The organism is Pseudarthrobacter sp. CCNWLW217 (genome assembly GCF_037203985.1).
Taxonomy (GTDB): Bacteria; Actinomycetota; Actinomycetes; order Actinomycetales; family Micrococcaceae; genus Arthrobacter.
This window is the reverse complement of record NZ_JBBCBT010000009.1, coordinates 1-14,502: the sequence shown is the minus strand read 5'-3', so window position 1 is coordinate 14,502 and position 14,502 is coordinate 1. Positions and strand designations below refer to the sequence as shown.

The 14,502-nt window shown below is 64.3% G+C and carries 15 protein-coding genes; 2 read left to right on the top strand and 13 right to left on the bottom strand.

All coding sequences use genetic code 11. The features are described 5' to 3' along the window. Positions 1 to 194 precede the first annotated feature (194 nt). Entirely contained in the window at positions 195 to 974 is a 780-nt protein-coding gene (locus V9L18_RS11645) for a VOC family protein (RefSeq protein ID WP_337347332.1), read from the top strand. Positions 975 to 1,042: 68 nt separating this feature from the next. Here the strand turns inward: V9L18_RS11645 and purM are convergent, their stop codons facing one another. The 9 genes from purM to V9L18_RS11600 all read right to left on the bottom strand — a co-directional run bounded on the left by purM (position 1,043) and on the right by V9L18_RS11600 (position 9,334). Continuing rightward, the gene (purM, locus tag V9L18_RS11640; RefSeq protein ID WP_337347331.1) at positions 1,043 to 2,203 is read right to left on the bottom strand and encodes a phosphoribosylformylglycinamidine cyclo-ligase; all 1,161 of its coding nucleotides are present in this window, start codon (positions 2,201 to 2,203) and stop codon (positions 1,043 to 1,045) included. Then, complete coding sequence (gene purF, locus V9L18_RS11635; RefSeq protein ID WP_337347330.1) at positions 2,200 to 3,882, bottom strand: amidophosphoribosyltransferase; 1,683 nt, start codon at positions 3,880 to 3,882, stop codon at positions 2,200 to 2,202. Before purF ends, purM begins: the two co-directional genes overlap by 4 nt. Positions 3,883 to 3,976: 94 nt before the next feature. Next, on the bottom strand, positions 3,977 to 4,291 hold the full coding sequence (locus V9L18_RS11630) for a hypothetical protein (RefSeq protein ID WP_337347329.1): 315 nt from the start codon (positions 4,289 to 4,291) through the stop codon (positions 3,977 to 3,979). A gap of 159 nt (positions 4,292 to 4,450) precedes the next feature. After that, complete coding sequence (uraH, locus tag V9L18_RS11625; protein WP_337347328.1) at positions 4,451 to 4,789, bottom strand: hydroxyisourate hydrolase; 339 nt, start codon at positions 4,787 to 4,789, stop codon at positions 4,451 to 4,453. After that, on the bottom strand, positions 4,786 to 5,283 hold the full coding sequence (gene uraD / locus V9L18_RS11620; protein WP_337347327.1) for a 2-oxo-4-hydroxy-4-carboxy-5-ureidoimidazoline decarboxylase: 498 nt from the start codon (positions 5,281 to 5,283) through the stop codon (positions 4,786 to 4,788). The genes uraH and uraD overlap by 4 nt, the downstream gene beginning before the upstream one ends. 231 nt (positions 5,284 to 5,514) lie before the next feature. After that, positions 5,515 to 5,940, bottom strand: coding sequence for an ATP-binding protein (locus V9L18_RS11615; protein ID WP_337347326.1), 426 nt, complete (start codon positions 5,938 to 5,940; stop codon positions 5,515 to 5,517). Next, positions 5,933 to 6,265, bottom strand: coding sequence for an STAS domain-containing protein (locus tag V9L18_RS11610; protein ID WP_111909217.1), 333 nt, complete (start codon positions 6,263 to 6,265; stop codon positions 5,933 to 5,935). Before V9L18_RS11610 ends, V9L18_RS11615 begins: the two co-directional genes overlap by 8 nt. Beyond that, a complete protein-coding gene (locus tag V9L18_RS11605; RefSeq protein ID WP_337347325.1) occupies positions 6,255 to 8,225 on the bottom strand; it encodes a glycosyltransferase family 2 protein in 1,971 nt (656 codons plus the stop codon). Before V9L18_RS11605 ends, V9L18_RS11610 begins: the two co-directional genes overlap by 11 nt. Next, complete coding sequence (locus tag V9L18_RS11600) at positions 8,222 to 9,334, bottom strand: PP2C family protein-serine/threonine phosphatase (RefSeq protein ID WP_337347324.1); 1,113 nt, start codon at positions 9,332 to 9,334, stop codon at positions 8,222 to 8,224. Before V9L18_RS11600 ends, V9L18_RS11605 begins: the two co-directional genes overlap by 4 nt. A gap of 248 nt (positions 9,335 to 9,582) precedes the next feature. Between V9L18_RS11600 and V9L18_RS11595 the strand changes: the two genes are divergently transcribed. Continuing rightward, positions 9,583 to 9,909, top strand: a complete 327-nt coding sequence (locus V9L18_RS11595; protein ID WP_337347323.1) for a hypothetical protein — start codon at positions 9,583 to 9,585, stop codon at positions 9,907 to 9,909. Positions 9,910 to 10,164: 255 nt separating this feature from the next. Here the strand turns inward: V9L18_RS11595 and V9L18_RS11590 are convergent, their stop codons facing one another. From V9L18_RS11590 to V9L18_RS11575, 4 genes are all read right to left on the bottom strand, one after another. Next, positions 10,165 to 10,737 (bottom strand): GNAT family N-acetyltransferase, encoded by a 573-nt coding sequence (locus V9L18_RS11590; RefSeq protein ID WP_337347322.1) that lies wholly within the window; start codon positions 10,735 to 10,737, stop codon positions 10,165 to 10,167. Positions 10,738 to 10,811: 74 nt separating this feature from the next. Next, positions 10,812 to 13,016: an amylo-alpha-1,6-glucosidase gene (locus V9L18_RS11585; RefSeq protein WP_337347321.1), complete on the bottom strand. Its 2,205-nt coding sequence runs from the start codon at positions 13,014 to 13,016 to the stop codon at positions 10,812 to 10,814. A gap of 121 nt (positions 13,017 to 13,137) precedes the next feature. Then, the gene (locus V9L18_RS11580) at positions 13,138 to 13,353 is read right to left on the bottom strand and encodes a hypothetical protein (RefSeq protein WP_337347320.1); all 216 of its coding nucleotides are present in this window, start codon (positions 13,351 to 13,353) and stop codon (positions 13,138 to 13,140) included. Positions 13,354 to 13,594: 241 nt separating this feature from the next. After that, positions 13,595 to 14,287 (bottom strand): GntR family transcriptional regulator, encoded by a 693-nt coding sequence (locus V9L18_RS11575; RefSeq protein WP_337347319.1) that lies wholly within the window; start codon positions 14,285 to 14,287, stop codon positions 13,595 to 13,597. Positions 14,288 to 14,502: the final 215 nt, after the last annotated feature.

Below are 14,502 nucleotides of genomic sequence, written 5' to 3'. Positions count from 1 at the left end.
AGCACCCAGGATCCGGACGGACCCCGTGGTGTCTCGTGATTTACAGAGTTAACCTCAGCCATTCTGTGCTGACCTCATTTATTGGGCCCGTTGCCTGAACCGGATGCCGGTGCAGGCAACGGGCTTTTTGGTGTTGACTGGTGGTGTCGACCCAGGGGGACCTACCCCACCGCTGTCACCGCGAAAGGACCTCCATGTCCGAAAACTCCAGTTCACCTACGTACCGGCATGGTGAGCCCTGCTGGGCGGATATCCAGACCCGCGATGTTGCCGCGGCCAAAGACTTCTATGCCGCGGTTTTCGGCTGGCGTTTCGAGGATCTGCCCACGCCCGATGGCCGGAGCTATGCCAAAGCCTTCCTGGGCGAGGATCTTGTGGCCACGATCGCCCCGCAGAACCCGCATCAGGAGTCCCTGGGCACCAGCGCGCAGTGGAACATCTACCTGGCGGCAGACGACGCCAAGGCAATAGCGGAAGAAGCGACACACCTGGGTGGCGCAGTCCAGTTTGGTCCTGAGCAGGTGGCTGACACCGGGGTGATGGTCTTCGTTGATCCGCCTGGTGGCGGCACCACGGGCGTCTGGCAGCCAGGGACGCATACTGGCGCCGAACGCTACAACGAACCCGGTGCGCTCTCGTGGGCGGAACTGCTCACGCCCGAGCCGCAGGCCGCCGTCGGATTTTTCCAGCAGCTCTTCGGCCACGAGGTCACCGAGTATCCCCAGGACGACGGCGGCACGTACACCACGCTCATGGTGGGCGGTGCGGAGGTGGCCGGGATAGCCGCGGCTGAGGATGAGGCCGGCTGGCAGATCTACTTCGGTGCCACCGACGTCGCCGAAACGGTACGAAAGGCAGTGGCGGCCGGGGCCGACGTACTGATCGAACCCGACGTCTCAGACCCCGACGCCCCCGGGGCCACGGCCACCCTCAAGGATCCGCAGGGCGGCGTTTTTAGCCTGCTGGAGGTTTAACGCACCGAGTGCTCCACACCGGCCCGAGCCTGGAGGCTAGGGACCGGTGGGAGCACTCGATGAGGGGCTTAGGCGTAGGCGTTGACCAGGCGGACAGCGCCGCCGTCCACGCCCTTGGCGCCCTGGACGTAGTCCGGGCCGGACTTGAGGATGGAGTCCGAGTCGGCCGTGACGGTGCCCATGATCCAGGACGGCAGGCCGCGGTCGTTAAGGCGGGCCACGGCGGCGTCGGCAGCCTCGGCGGACACGATGGCCACCATGCCCACACCGAGGTTCAGGGTGCGCTCCAGGTCAGCCAGCGGAACGTTGCCCAGCTCGGAAACCAGCTTGAAGATGGCGGGCAGTTCCCAGGTGGCGCGGTCCACGGTGGCTACGAGCCCCTGCGGAAGCACGCGGGCCAGGTTGGCGGCGAGGCCTCCGCCGGTGACGTGGCTGAAACCGTGTACGGCATGTGCGCTGTTCACGGGGAACGCGCGGGCGAGGTCCAGGCAGTCGGCGGCGTAGACGCGGGTGGGCTCCAGCAGTTCCTCACCCAGGGTGCGGCCAAGTTCTGAGACTTGGCGGTCCAGTGCCCAACCGGCGTGGTTGATGACGCGGCGGACCAGCGAGTAGCCGTTGGAGTGCAGGCCGGAGGAGGCCATGCCGATCACCACGTCGCCGGCGCGGACGCGGTCCGGGCCCAGCAGTTCAGAGGCTTCGACAACACCGGTGGCTGCACCGGCGACATCGTATTCGTGTTCGCCCAGCAGGCCGGGGTGCTCGGCGGTCTCGCCGCCCACCAGGGCGGTGCCGGCCACGGAGCAAGCTGCGGCGATGCCGCGGACGATGTCGGCGATGCGTTCGGGAACAACCTTGCCGCAGGCGATGTAGTCGGTCATGTAGAGCGGCTCTGCACCGACCACCACGATGTCGTCCACCACCATGCCCACCAAGTCAAAGCCGATGGTGTCGTGGATGTCCATGGCCTGCGCGATGGCAACCTTGGTACCTACGCCGTCGGTGGACGTGGCCAGCAGTGGGCGCTTGTAGGTCAGCAGCCTGGAGACGTCGTACAGCCCGGCGAAGCCGCCGACACCGCCGATCACGGAGGAGTTGTGGGTGGCCTTCACGGCACCCTTCATCAGCTCGACGGCGCGGTCGCCGGCTTCGACGTCAACACCGGCGGAGGCATAGGTGATGCCCGCGGCGCTGTCTGAAGCGTTGGCGGCGGCGGGGGTTGCGGAAGTCATACGGACTCTTTCTTGTCAGCGCCGATGGTGGTGGCGTGTACGTCTGGCACAAGGTCGGCTTCGGTCAGCAGGTTTTCGAACTCGGCGTCCGGCCCAGGGTCGCAGCCCGTGGCGCCGGCTTTCCCGGCCGGATCCTCGGCGTCGTCGACGGAGGAAACAGTCAGGGCGGCAGTGGCGCCCGGGAGGGCAGAGGGCGACGGCGTGAGGCCGCCGAGGTCGGTACGCTCCAGCAGGTTCTTGCCCAGCTTGTCCGAGCCCGGGAGCTCGATGGGGTACTTGCCCGTGAAGCAGGCCGTGCACAGGCGTCCGCGTGGCTGGCGGGTGGCGTTGATCATGCCGTCTTCGGAGATATACGCGAGGGAGTCGGCCCCGATAGCCTGGGTGATTTCCTCGATCGTGGCGCCGTTGGCGATCAGCTCCGCCCGTGAGGCGAAGTCGATGCCGTAGAAGCAGGGCCATTTCACGGGCGGGGAGGAGATCTTGATGTGGACGCTCGCGGCGCCCGCTTCCCGGAGCATCCGCACGATGGCCCGCTGGGTGTTGCCGCGCACGATGGAGTCGTCCACCACCACAACGCGCTTGCCGCGGATGACGGATTCCAGGGCGTTGAGCTTGAGCCGGATTCCGAGCTGGCGCAGTGTCTGCGAGGGCTGGATGAACGTGCGTCCCACGTAGGAGTTCTTGACGAAGCCGTGCGCGAACGGGATGCCGGATTCTTCGGCATAGCCCACGGCCGCGGGTGTTCCCGATTCCGGCACGGGGATGACGATGTCCGCTTCCTGGGTGTTCTCGCGAGCCAGCTGACGGCCCATTTCAACGCGGGACTCGTAGACGGAGCGGCCGGCGATTGCGGCGTCCGGACGGGCGAGGTAGACGTATTCGAAAACGCAGCCGGCCGGCGTGGCCTCGGCGAAGCGCTGTGAGCGGACGCCGTCCTCATCGATGGCGATGAACTCGCCGGGCTCGATCTCGCGGATGAAGCTTGCACCCACGGTGGCGAGGGCGGACTGCTCGGAGGCGACAACCCAGCCGCGTTCCAGGCGGCCCAGGACCAGGGGACGGATGCCGTAGGTGTCGCGTGCGGCGTAAAGGGTGCCTTCGTCCATGAACACGAAGCAGAAGCCGCCCTTGATCTTGGGCAGGAGCTCGATGGCGGTCTGTTCGAGGGTCTTGCCCTCTTCGCCTTCCAGCAGCGCCGTAACCAGCGCGGTATCGGAGGTGTTGCCCTGCTTCATTTCGCCGCTGAGCTGGCCGCCGTTGCGTTCCAGGATCATGGTGTTGAGTTCGGCGGTGTTGGTCAGGTTGCCGTTGTGCGCCAGCGCCACGGTGCCGGTGCTGGTAGCCCCGAGGGTGGGCTGGGCGTTGGCCCAGTGGCTGGCTCCGGTGGTGGAGTAGCGACAGTGTCCCACTGCCAGGTGCCCGGTCAGGGTGTTCAGCGTGGTTTCGTCGAAGACCTGGGAAACGAGCCCCATGTCCTTATAGACGTTGATCCGCTTGCCGTCGCTGGTAGCAATACCAGCCGACTCCTGACCGCGGTGCTGCAGTGCATACAGCCCGTAATAGGTGAGTTTTGCTACTTCTTCACCTGGTGCCCAGACCCCGAAGACGCCACAAGCGTCCTGAGGGCCTTTTTCGCCAGGGAGAAGATCATGAGAAAGTTTTCCATCGCCGCGTGCCACTGGTCGATTATCTCACGACATGGGGTAAGACTTTTCCGCGGCGGCGTTTGTGACTGGCGGCGCGGTTGTGCTTGTGCTTGTGCTGCACTGGCGACTACGGCGCTGCGCCGTCGTCGGGTTCCGAGTCGGGGACGGCTTCTACGATGGCGCGCTGCTGGCGTTTGACGCTCCGCCGGTCCAGCAGAAGGGCCGTGACAGCGCCTAGGATCGCCCCGCCGGCGCCGAACATGACCAGGAAGAACCCAAAAACAGACCCACGGTCAAAGCTCTCGTCGCCGGGGAGCCCGTAGGCGATCACGGCAGCCACCACGACGCCGACGAGGCCACCGAGGATGAGGAAGGGCACATATTTAGGTGCCCGGCGGACGGTGATTTCGCGCCGTTCAGCGGGGGTTTCTTCAAAAGCCATGCCATCAAGCCTACTGCGGGCCGGAAGGGGGGAGTTCACGACCGGAATGCGTGACTTTTGGCCCGCACCGGCGCGCCGGCCTCCGCCGTTCCAGCGCGCCGGGTTCCCAGCCCTGCCAAAAGTGACGCAATTGCGTCGGAGGCTCCCGGCCAGCGGAGGTCAGCTGCCGCGGTAGGTGGAATACGCGAACGGGCTCAGCAGCAGCGGCACGTGGTAGTGCTCCGCGCCGGTCACCTCGAAGACGAGGTCCACTTCGGGGAAGAACGTGGCCGTGCCGAGGGCGGCATAGTACTCACCGGTGCCGAAGTTGAGCCGGTAGCGCCCGGGTGCCAGTTGCTCAGGACCGAGGTCTTTGGCGCGGCCGTCCGCATCCGTTGCGGAGGCGGCGAGCTGGTGCCAAGTGCCGCCGTCGTGCTGTGAAAGGACGACGGCGACCCCCGCCGCCGGACGTCCGGCACCGGTGTCCAGGACATGGGTGGTGACATGGGAAACGCTCATTCGCTGATCACTCCTTCAAGGCGCAGCAGCGCGATTTCGCGCAGTTGCTGGGCGACTATGGCATCTTCCTCGGCCGGCGAATTGCTGAGCCGGGTGTTAAGTGCGGCCAGGATTTCGGGGGCAGTCCGTCCGGCGGCGCGGATCAGGAAGACCCTGCCGAACTTTTCCTCATAGGCGCGGTTTCCGGCAGCCAGCGCCGCGGCGGTCCCGTTGTCCGAAGGGTCCACGCCGGACTGCTCCGAGCGGGACATGGATGCCTCGGCTGTGCTGGCCGTTGGCCGTTCGCCGATGCGGGGGTGGTGTGCCATTGCGGCTTCAACCTCGGCAGCGGTGAAGGGTGCAGCGGCGTGGGCGGCAAAGTCCAGGAGTGTTGCCCTGGAGCTGAAAGGGCGTGCCGCGGTGATGGCCTCAATCCAGCGCTGGACGTCGATGCAGGGTTTCAGGGCGTCGGCGGCCACAGCCGTGTCCGCGCTGTTGAATTCGGCAAGCTTCATGCTGGCTGGTTCCTCATTGCAAATGCTGGCATCCATGGTGACGGCTATGCGGAGGACCGGCTTTCCGGCGGCTTTCAAAACGAAGCTTCCGCATCATGGAACTGTTATTTCAGCATACGTAATATTGAAGTCGACGGTGTGCGTGGTGTCAAGAGAGGCTTGGCCTGCAGGAATACGGGCTCACGCCGCCGGAGCCCTTGGAGAGCTAAATGAATCCGAACCGGGACGTCTTCAGTCCTGGGATGTCCTGGTGAGAACCCACGTATTGGTGCCGTCCTGCCGTTCGAACGTCACAGTGGTGACCAGCGCCTGGATGAGGGCCAGCCCGCGCCCGGATTCGGAGTCGTCGTCGGGCGTTCCCGGCTCCATCGGGCCGAAAGGCGGCTTCGCATAAAAGGCACTGACCCTGGCGCGGAGGAGCGCGGGCTGGACACTGATGTCCACACCCAGTTCCACGGGCTTTTCCGCGTTGGCCGGCTCAGCGTGCTGGACGATATTGGACGCCGATTCGATGACGGCAGTGGTAAACGTCATCTGGTCCACGGCCTGGACCAAAGGGGCGTCCTCCCAGAGGCCGTCCAGCTCGTTGTGGACGGACTCGATGGCCTCGGCATCAGCCAACCCACGGAAGCTCCGGTGGGCCAAGACCTCAGTCATTGCTGAACGCCTCTTCGGCGGAAGCGTAGGAGGTCAGGACGCGGTCCATGCTGGTCAGTTCCAGCACCATCTTCACCTGCGGCTGCACGGCTGCGATCCGAAGGTCGCCGCCCGCCTGCCGGGCCGCCTTGAGGCAGCCGATCAGGGCGCCGAGGCCGGAGGAGTCCATAAATGCCGTATTCTCCAGGTTCACCACGATCCGGGAGGAACCGCCGGCGATCACATCGGTGACGAATTCCCGGAGCTTGGGGGCGGACACCATATTCAGCCGTCCGTCTGCCTTGACCTCCGCGTACGAATCCTTGACCTCGTAACTAAACTCCATTGGGTTTCCTCTCTCCAGCCTCTAGGTCAACAGCGGGTTGGTACCCCTGATACAAAACGGCGCGAACCAGGACGCTCATGACCGCCAGGTCAAAAATAACCCAGGCCACGTTCACCAACGTGCCAAGCGGCTCGGCCAATCCGCTGGCGAGCCGGATAATTCCCACGATGGCGGCAACCGCCAGGAGCGCGGACACAATGATTTGCGGTCGGATCAGGCTCCAGCCGGGCCCTCCGGCCTGCCGCGCCTTGGGGGTGACGGCGAATCCCAGGGGGCGGCCGAACCAGACGTTCCGGGCCGCCGTCGAACACGCCTTGATCCAGGTGGGGAACAGCGCGAGGCTGTACTGCTGTCCACGCCAGGTGGGGATTCCGCGGCCGGCCACAGCGAACAGCAACTGGTTGGCGATCATGAAGGGAATGAACCGGACGAAAAAGTCCCAGCTCAGGCTGGTGACCGGCAGGATGCCCAGCAGCAGGTAGATGATGGGGGCGGCGAAGTAGATGACCGCAGCATATCCGCTGAGGTAGGTCCACATGGTGGCAAAATACATCAGCCGCTGGCCGATCTTCAGACCCTTCTGGACCAGGGGGTTTTCACGGAGCAGGACCTGGATGGTCCCCTGTGCCCACCTGAGGCGCTGGGTGAGCATGGTCTTCAGGTCCTCGGGCGCCAGGCCGTAGGCCAGGATTTCGTGGTGGTAGACGCTCTCCCAGCCCATGGCGTGCATGCGCATGGCTGTGGCCATATCCTCGGTCACGGAGATGGTGGCCAGGGGCATGACCGGTTGCGCTTCGTCGTTCCGTTCCACGTTCAGGGCGTCCAGGACGGCCTGAACGGATTCCAGTGCGCCCAAGGGAGACCAGTCCCGGGCCGACATGCGCTGGACGGCGTCATCGGCCACTACCGGAACCCCGGCGTCGCCCACGTGTGCCAGCTCCATGGCGGCAATCTCTTCGAGGTCAGCCTGGAGGGCGGAGACGTCCGCCTGGACCAGTGTCTGCACGGCCGCGTCGACGCGGCGGCGCACGCGGTACGTGATCTCACTCAGCGGGTCACCCGCTTCCAGCTGCTCCTGCGCTTGCCGGGTGGCGGCCGCGACCTCGTCCAGCACGTCGGCCACCAGGGGAGTGCCGACGTCGGCCGATTTCCGGGCCTTGCTGATGGCGGAGCGCGATGCCGCGAGCGCGCGCCGGATACTCTTCTCGGTTTCCTTGACGTAGCCCACCAGGCCCAGCTGCATCAGCGCCTCGCGGCGCAGGATGGCGTTGGAGCCGCAGAAGAAGGCCGCGTTCCAACCGTCCTTTCCCTGCTGGATGGGGCCGTAGAACAGCGGGGCCTGGCTGCCCAGGGGATCATCCGCGGGAACATTGCTGAAGTACTGCGGGGTCTGGACGAGGGCCACCCGGCGGTTATTGAAGTAGCCGAGGGTTTTCTCCAGGATGTCCGGCTCGGGGATCTGGTCGGCGTCCAGGATGAGCAGGAATTCGCCGTGCGTGACCATCAGGGCGTTGTTCAGGTTGCCAGCCTTGGCGTGGCGCGGAACATTGGCTGTCCAGTCCTCGCTGCGCGTCACGTAGCCCAGGCCATGCTCTTCGGCGAGGGCCTTGAGCCCGGGCCGGGCTCCGTCGTCAAGGATCCATGTGCTGTGCGGGTGCCGGATCCGCTGGGCCGCCAGGGCGGTAGTCATGACCATGTCCAGGTCTTCGTTGTACGTGGTGATGAAGACGTCAACTGTGGCATCGCTGGGCGGCACCGGGGCCCCTTTGCGGATCTTCAGTTTCCACACGGTCATGCCGAACAGCATCACGTCGATCAGGCTGAACGTCTCCGCCGCCACCAGCGGGACTGCGATCCACCAGGCGTCCCAGTTCAGCGACGCTACCCAGCGCCAGGCCACATAGTTCAGGCCGAAGATGACGGTCAGGACCACCATCAGGCGCGTCCAGAATCGGCTCACGCCGCGGAGTCTTCCAGCAGGCGCCTCACCACCACCACCGTGACGTCGTCCTCGGCGGACTCCGCGGGGACGAGGGCGAGGATGGCGTCGCTGGCGGACTGGGCGGAGTCCTGCCCATGCGCCGCGGCCAGCACCGCCCCGGTGAAGGCCTCCACGGAGTCAAAAACGTCCAGGACCCCGTCGCTCACCACCACCAGTGAGTCTCCGGGAGCCAGGTCCAGGGAGAACTGCGGCCAGGCGCTGCCGGCCCATGCACCCACGGGCGGACCTCCGGAGGGAAGCCGGTGGACACCACCGCCTGCCGTGACGTGCAGCGCGAGCCCATGACCGGCGTCGACATAGCTGACATTGCCCGACGCCGTGTCAAGGCGTGCGTGGAACAGGGTGACGAACGAGTTGGACGAATCAAGGTCCGTGGCGATGGCCTGGCTGGCCGATGCGAAGGCTCCGTCCAGGTCCTGTCGGTGGCCCATGGACCGCATCACCGCGCGGACCGTGGCGGCGATGAGCGCTGCGCCCATGCCCTTGCCCATGGCATCGGCGAAGGTCAGGTGGAGCCCGTCCGGGGTCCGGTACCAGTCGTAGAAGTCGCCCCCCACGCTGCGGGACGGGCGGAAGACGCCAGCGAGGTCGTAGCCCTGCACCACGACGTCCTCCTTGGGCAGGAGGCTCTGCTGGACCTCCGTGGCGCGCTCAAGCTCGCTGCGGGCGGCTGTGTCCGCGCTGGGGGACAGGCGGCGCCGGAACAGCGCGTTGATCCGGGACTGGAGTTCGCGGGGACTGAAGGGCTTGCTGATGTAGTCATCGGCGCCGTTGTCCAGCCCCGTGAGTTTGTCCAGTTCGTCGGCCCGGGCGGTGAGCATCACGATGAAGGCGTCAGAGAATTCGCGCAGGAGCTTGCAGACCTCAAGGCCGTCCAGATCTGGGAGGTTCAAGTCCAGGGTGACCAGGTCCGGTTTGACGTTCCTGACCAGTTCCACGCCCGGCAGGCCGGACTCGGCTTCAGAGACCTCGAAGCCCTGCTTAGTCAGGATCCGAACGAGCAGCCCACGGATGTCCGGATCGTCCTCTATTACAACGGCGCGGCGAATATCGGGCGTGGAAGGCATAGCTCTACTTCTACCGTATTAAGGCGAGTCAGGCATTGTCACGTGCCTCACTCCCAAGTTAATCCGTGCAAGTTTCCGTCAGACCCGTCGCACGACGTCCTGCTCGGCTGATCTTGAGCAAATCTTGGCATTGGCTTAGGCAGACGTTGAGGAATGCCCGGGACACTCAAAACAGGCAGTAGCTTCCGCCGGACGCTTCCCGGATCCGGCCCGGAAGTTGGACGGCTTGCGGAAAGCGGGGAAGCCACATGGGAAATATCAGCATCGGGGACGAACCAGTGGACCGTCCGTCACGGACCCGGGGACTCCTGAGCGCGGGGATGGACAAGAGCCGGGCATTGTTGCGCCTGTACTTCCACTCGCTCAAGGTCCGGGCCGCGGCCAACGCGCTGGCAGAGGCTCTAGCGGACTCCAAGGAGTCCTCCAGCTGGCCCGGAGATCGCCTGCCGGTGGGCGCCGAACTCTCCGAGAGGGTCGAAAAGCTCACCCACCGCCTCAGCCTGGAAACCAAGGCACACGGCCGTCTGGCAGCGCTTTTCCACGCCGCCGGCAGCGGCGCATTGCGGCCCGCATAGCTGAACCCGGGGCAACGCCCTTCCCGGCCCAACGGCAGCCGTTCCCTCCTGGCTCTTTCCGTGCCACACTTGAGGTCAATCGAGTGGCTGGGGCTAACCAGGGTCAGGAGATTGCCGTGAGCTGGATGACAGGCTGGGCGTACCTCATCGGATTCCTCATCACCACGGACGCGCTTCTCCTGGCGCTGTGGCTCATGGATAGGGACTGGCCCAAGCACTGGCGTAAGAAGCACTGACCAGTACAGTTGAGTCCGGTCAGCGCAGGTCCAGGCGCATCACCACGCGCGGGAATCCGTTGAGCACTGACTCCGTATCGGCCACCTTGGTAAACCCAGCCCGTTCAAACAGCTTGCGGGTGCCCACATAGGCCATGGTCAGGTCCACTTTGCTGCCGCGGTTGTCCACTGGATACCCCTCGATGGCGGGTGCCCCGTAGCTGCGGGCAAAGTCAACGGCCCCCTTCAGGAGGTGGTGTGAGATGCCCCCACCCCGGTGCCCGGGCCGGACCCGTATGCACCACACGGACCACACTTCAAGGTCGTCTACGTGCGGGATCCGGCGGTTTCGGGCGAAGCTGGTATCCGAGCGTGGGTGGACAGCCGCCCAGCCTACGACGTCGTCGCCGTCGTAGGCCAACACTCCGGGCGGCGGATCCTGCCGCACCAGTTTCTTCACGAGGTCGCCGCGCTCGGTGCCGTGAAGCTCAAGGTTCTGCTTCGACGGAATGCGGTAGCTCAGGCACCAGCACACGTTGGCGTCCGGCCGCTTGGGGCCAACCACCGCTTTGACGTCCTCGAACTTCGTTGCCGGGCGCACCTCGATCGCCATGGCGCCATTTTCCTCGATCCCGCGGGCAATTGGAATGTTTCCCCCTGGCAGCACCCGCGCATCTGGGAGGACTGTTACGGCGCTGTTGGCGGACGCCGGCCGTCTTGGTTGCCTGGGCCTCCTTTCAGCCGCAGCCCGGCCTCCTCCACGAGTTCAGTCAACCAAGGGCGATGACCCTGGTGGAAAACCATTCCTTCAGGAAGTCCTTGGACGGATGGTTCGGAATTGATGATGTCGATGGTGATGCGGCCGCCGCCTATGGGGGCGTTGGTGATGTGCAAGTCGCCGTAGGAATCCGGGAGTGCAGGGTCCAGCCAGAATCCGCCACGCGAAACATGGGTGTCGTACCGCATCAGGCTCGTCACGAGCTGGATGGGTGTTGTCGCTGCCCACGCTTGAGGCGAGCACGCCGTGGGATAAGGTACGGGTTCAGCGAACTGCTCGCGGCTGAAGCCGCAGAACAGTTCCGGCAACCGCCCGCCTGAATATTCGGCCGCCTCCAGCAGGGCAGTGGAAATCCGCTGGGCCTCTGCCACGAAGCCGTACCGCATGAGTCCGGCCACAATGACCGCGTTGTCATGAGGCCAGACTGAGCCATTGTGGTAGCTCGCAGGATTGTAGGCACCCATATCGCTGGCCAGAGTGCGCACGCCCCAGCCGCTGAACATTTCCGGGGACAGCAACCGTTCGGCCACAAGCGGCGCTTTGTCCTCGTCTATGAGGCCGACCCAGAGGCAATGCCCCATATTGGACGCACACGCATCGACAGGTCTCTTCTTGCCGTCCAGGGCGATAGCGTAGTAGCCGCGTTCTGGCAGCCAGAACTGTTCGTTGAACCGCTTCTTCAGCCGGGCGGCGTCATCGGCCAGACGGGTTGCCAAAGCCTCGTCGCCGGCGTCGAATGCTATCCAGGAACGCGCCATATAGGCGTCGTAGACATAAGCCTGCACCTCGCACAGCGCAATGGGTGGCTCCGCCATTCGGCCGTCTGCGAAGTTGATTCCGTCCCAGGAGTCCTTCCAGCCCTGGTTGAGGAGGCCTTGGGGATTGAGCCGCTCATATTCAACGAATCCGTCGCCATCCTTGTCGCCATAGTTGCGGATCCAGTCCAGTGCCCGGTCCGCATGGGGCAGCAGCGCGGCGATGGTGTCCCGGGCGAAACCCCAGCGGCTCACGGTTCCAAGTATCGTCACAAACAGCGGGGTGGCATCGACGCTGCCGTAGTAGATGTGCTTTCCGCCGAGTGAAAGGCCGCTGGAGACATCGAGCCTGACCTCGTGCAGGATCTTTCCCGGTTCCTCCTCGCTGATCGGATCCACCACTTTTCCCTGGCGGTCGGCCAGGGTTTGCAAGGTGCCCAGGGCAAGTGAGGGGTCCACTGGCATGGACATCTCCGATGCCCACAGGGAATCCCGGCCAAACAGCGTCATGAACCAGGGAGCGCCGGCGGCCACCACCACCCGCTCAGGATGGTTCGGATCCTCGATCCGGAGCGCGCCCAAATCGTCATAGCTCCGGCGCAGGGTCCGTTCTATGGACTGGTTGCCCATGTGCAGTTTTGGAATTTTCGCCACCCATTCCTGCCTGCGGCGGTCGCGCGGGGATAACCCGTCACCGTCAGGGTGAATGAACGACGGCGGCGCTGGGTTGGCTGGGTCAGCGCCGGTAGGAACGGCGGTAAGGACAGTGCTCCACTGGCCGTGCGGCTCGATGGTCAGGCTGTATGTCAACGCGTCCATAGTTACATCAGCACCGGGGGCCTGGACGCGGAGGCCCTTTCGGATGCCCTGCCAGCTAGCACTGATGCTCAGCGAGTCACCGTCAACTTCCCGGATCTCCTCCCAACGCCGCTGGATGCGGGCTTCCTTGACCTCGAAAAGATCCGCAAAGTCCGCTTCGGCGCGTACGGCCAGAACACATTGGACAGGTTCGATTCCATGATTGCGGACAGTGATGTGTTCCTGGATGCCGGCACCCACCTCCCGGAGGCGCTCCACGATCACCGGACTGTCCGCATACCCGTCCCGGCGGGTTGCCCGGCCCGCGAACAGGGCCCTGTACGGCTCCTTCGTCTCGGCAGCCAGGGGTTCGAGCGACAGGCCATCGAGAGTGATGCTCCAGCGGGACACAATGCGCGTGTCCTGGAAGAAGACGCCGTGTGGAAATTCGGGGTGGATGTCCCCGTTGGGCGAGGAGATGCAGAAGGATGTGCCTTCCACCAAGGTGATCGTCCCTGCCCCCACGGGTCCCGCTGCAGTGTCAGCGTTCCAACCAGCCATGCCGGCCCCTTTGTTGTATCACCGCCGGCTTGCGGGACGATCAAGCCAACCGCTGCCGGGCGCCGCTTTGTCGTAACGACGCTACTCCAGCCTGCGCGAGGATTCCAGAGCAGGGGAGTACTTAGGCAGCACCCGCTGACGGGACCATCAGGTCGTAGTCATCCTCGATATGGAACATCCGACGGTGACCGATTTTGTCTATGACCCAGATGGTCCTGCCATCCTCGGTTCGATCGTCTACGAAACCCCGGTGACACTCGACGCCGTTCCGGTTGAGATTAACGACGTCTCCGCGCTGGAGGGCTGTCCACGTAGCTGCACGACGGCTTTGTCGCATAACTTTCTGCCTTTCGAATTCATGTGGTGCGAGGTTGCTGGTGGGTGTAGTCGGGGTAGGCCTGCTGCCGGCCCTGGCAGCACTTCCGAGGGTAATCGCCCTCCAGTCTATCGTCGATTGTTGACAATTGCTAGGCGTTGGGTGATTCAGGATGTTCATTCCCCCGCCGAATCCGACCAAAAAGGAAGGCCAGATCCAATGGATCTGGCCTTCCTTTTTGCGAGTTGTCCCGCATCGGTTCTTATGCGGTGATCTCCGTCTTGTCCCGATTGGCGGTGAGATCCTCGACAGCCTTTTGCATGTGGCGTTCGATGGCTTTGTGGAGTTCTTCCCGGTCGCCGGCCTCCAGAAGGTCCAAGAGGTTCTGGTGCTCCTGCACCAAGGCGTCAATTCGGGGGTACGCAACGGCCAGATTGAGGATACACATCCTCGATTCCGCAGCCAGGGTGTTGTAGATCCGGATCAAACGCGTGTTGCCCGCCCCGGCCACGAAAGTAGTGTGGAACTGCATATCCAGCCTGGCAATTGCTTGCCAGTCCGACACGGCAACCTGCTTCGCCATGTCTCTAATGATGGCCTTCAATGCCTGGCAGGTGTCCTTAACCTGTTCCTGCCCTGCATCCAGCAGTGCGTCTGCCGCAGTTGATTCCACAGCCTTGCGGACCGTGTAGATCTCCCTGACGTCGTCGTCTGAAAGTTCCAGGACGAACACCCCGCGGTTGCGATGGCTGACCAGGATGCCCTCTTGGGACAACCGCTGCAACGCCTCACGGACAGGGCCCCTTGACGTGCGTAGCTGCCCTGCCAAGACCGATTCATTGATCTGCTCGCCAGGGCGGAAGATCCCCTGGACAATCTGTTCCCGCAGCTGATCCGCGATCAGCTGCGCCGTGGGTCTTCCCTCCAGTACAAACAATCCTTCCGGTGCCGCCATTGCTCTTCCCTCACTTCACTCTTTGCCGATTGCTTTTCTTAGACAGTATTGGATTTCGTTACCCTTGACGCCCACATCGGGGACGAGGCCATGTGGGAGTCACCTTTCCTGGGATGGCCGCGTTGAACGCTCTTGTACCGTTGGGGGCGCGCGAAGTTGAGGCTGTCGAAGGTGCGCTTGCCGAGGGCTTCGTTGGCGGCGATTTCGCCGTAGCC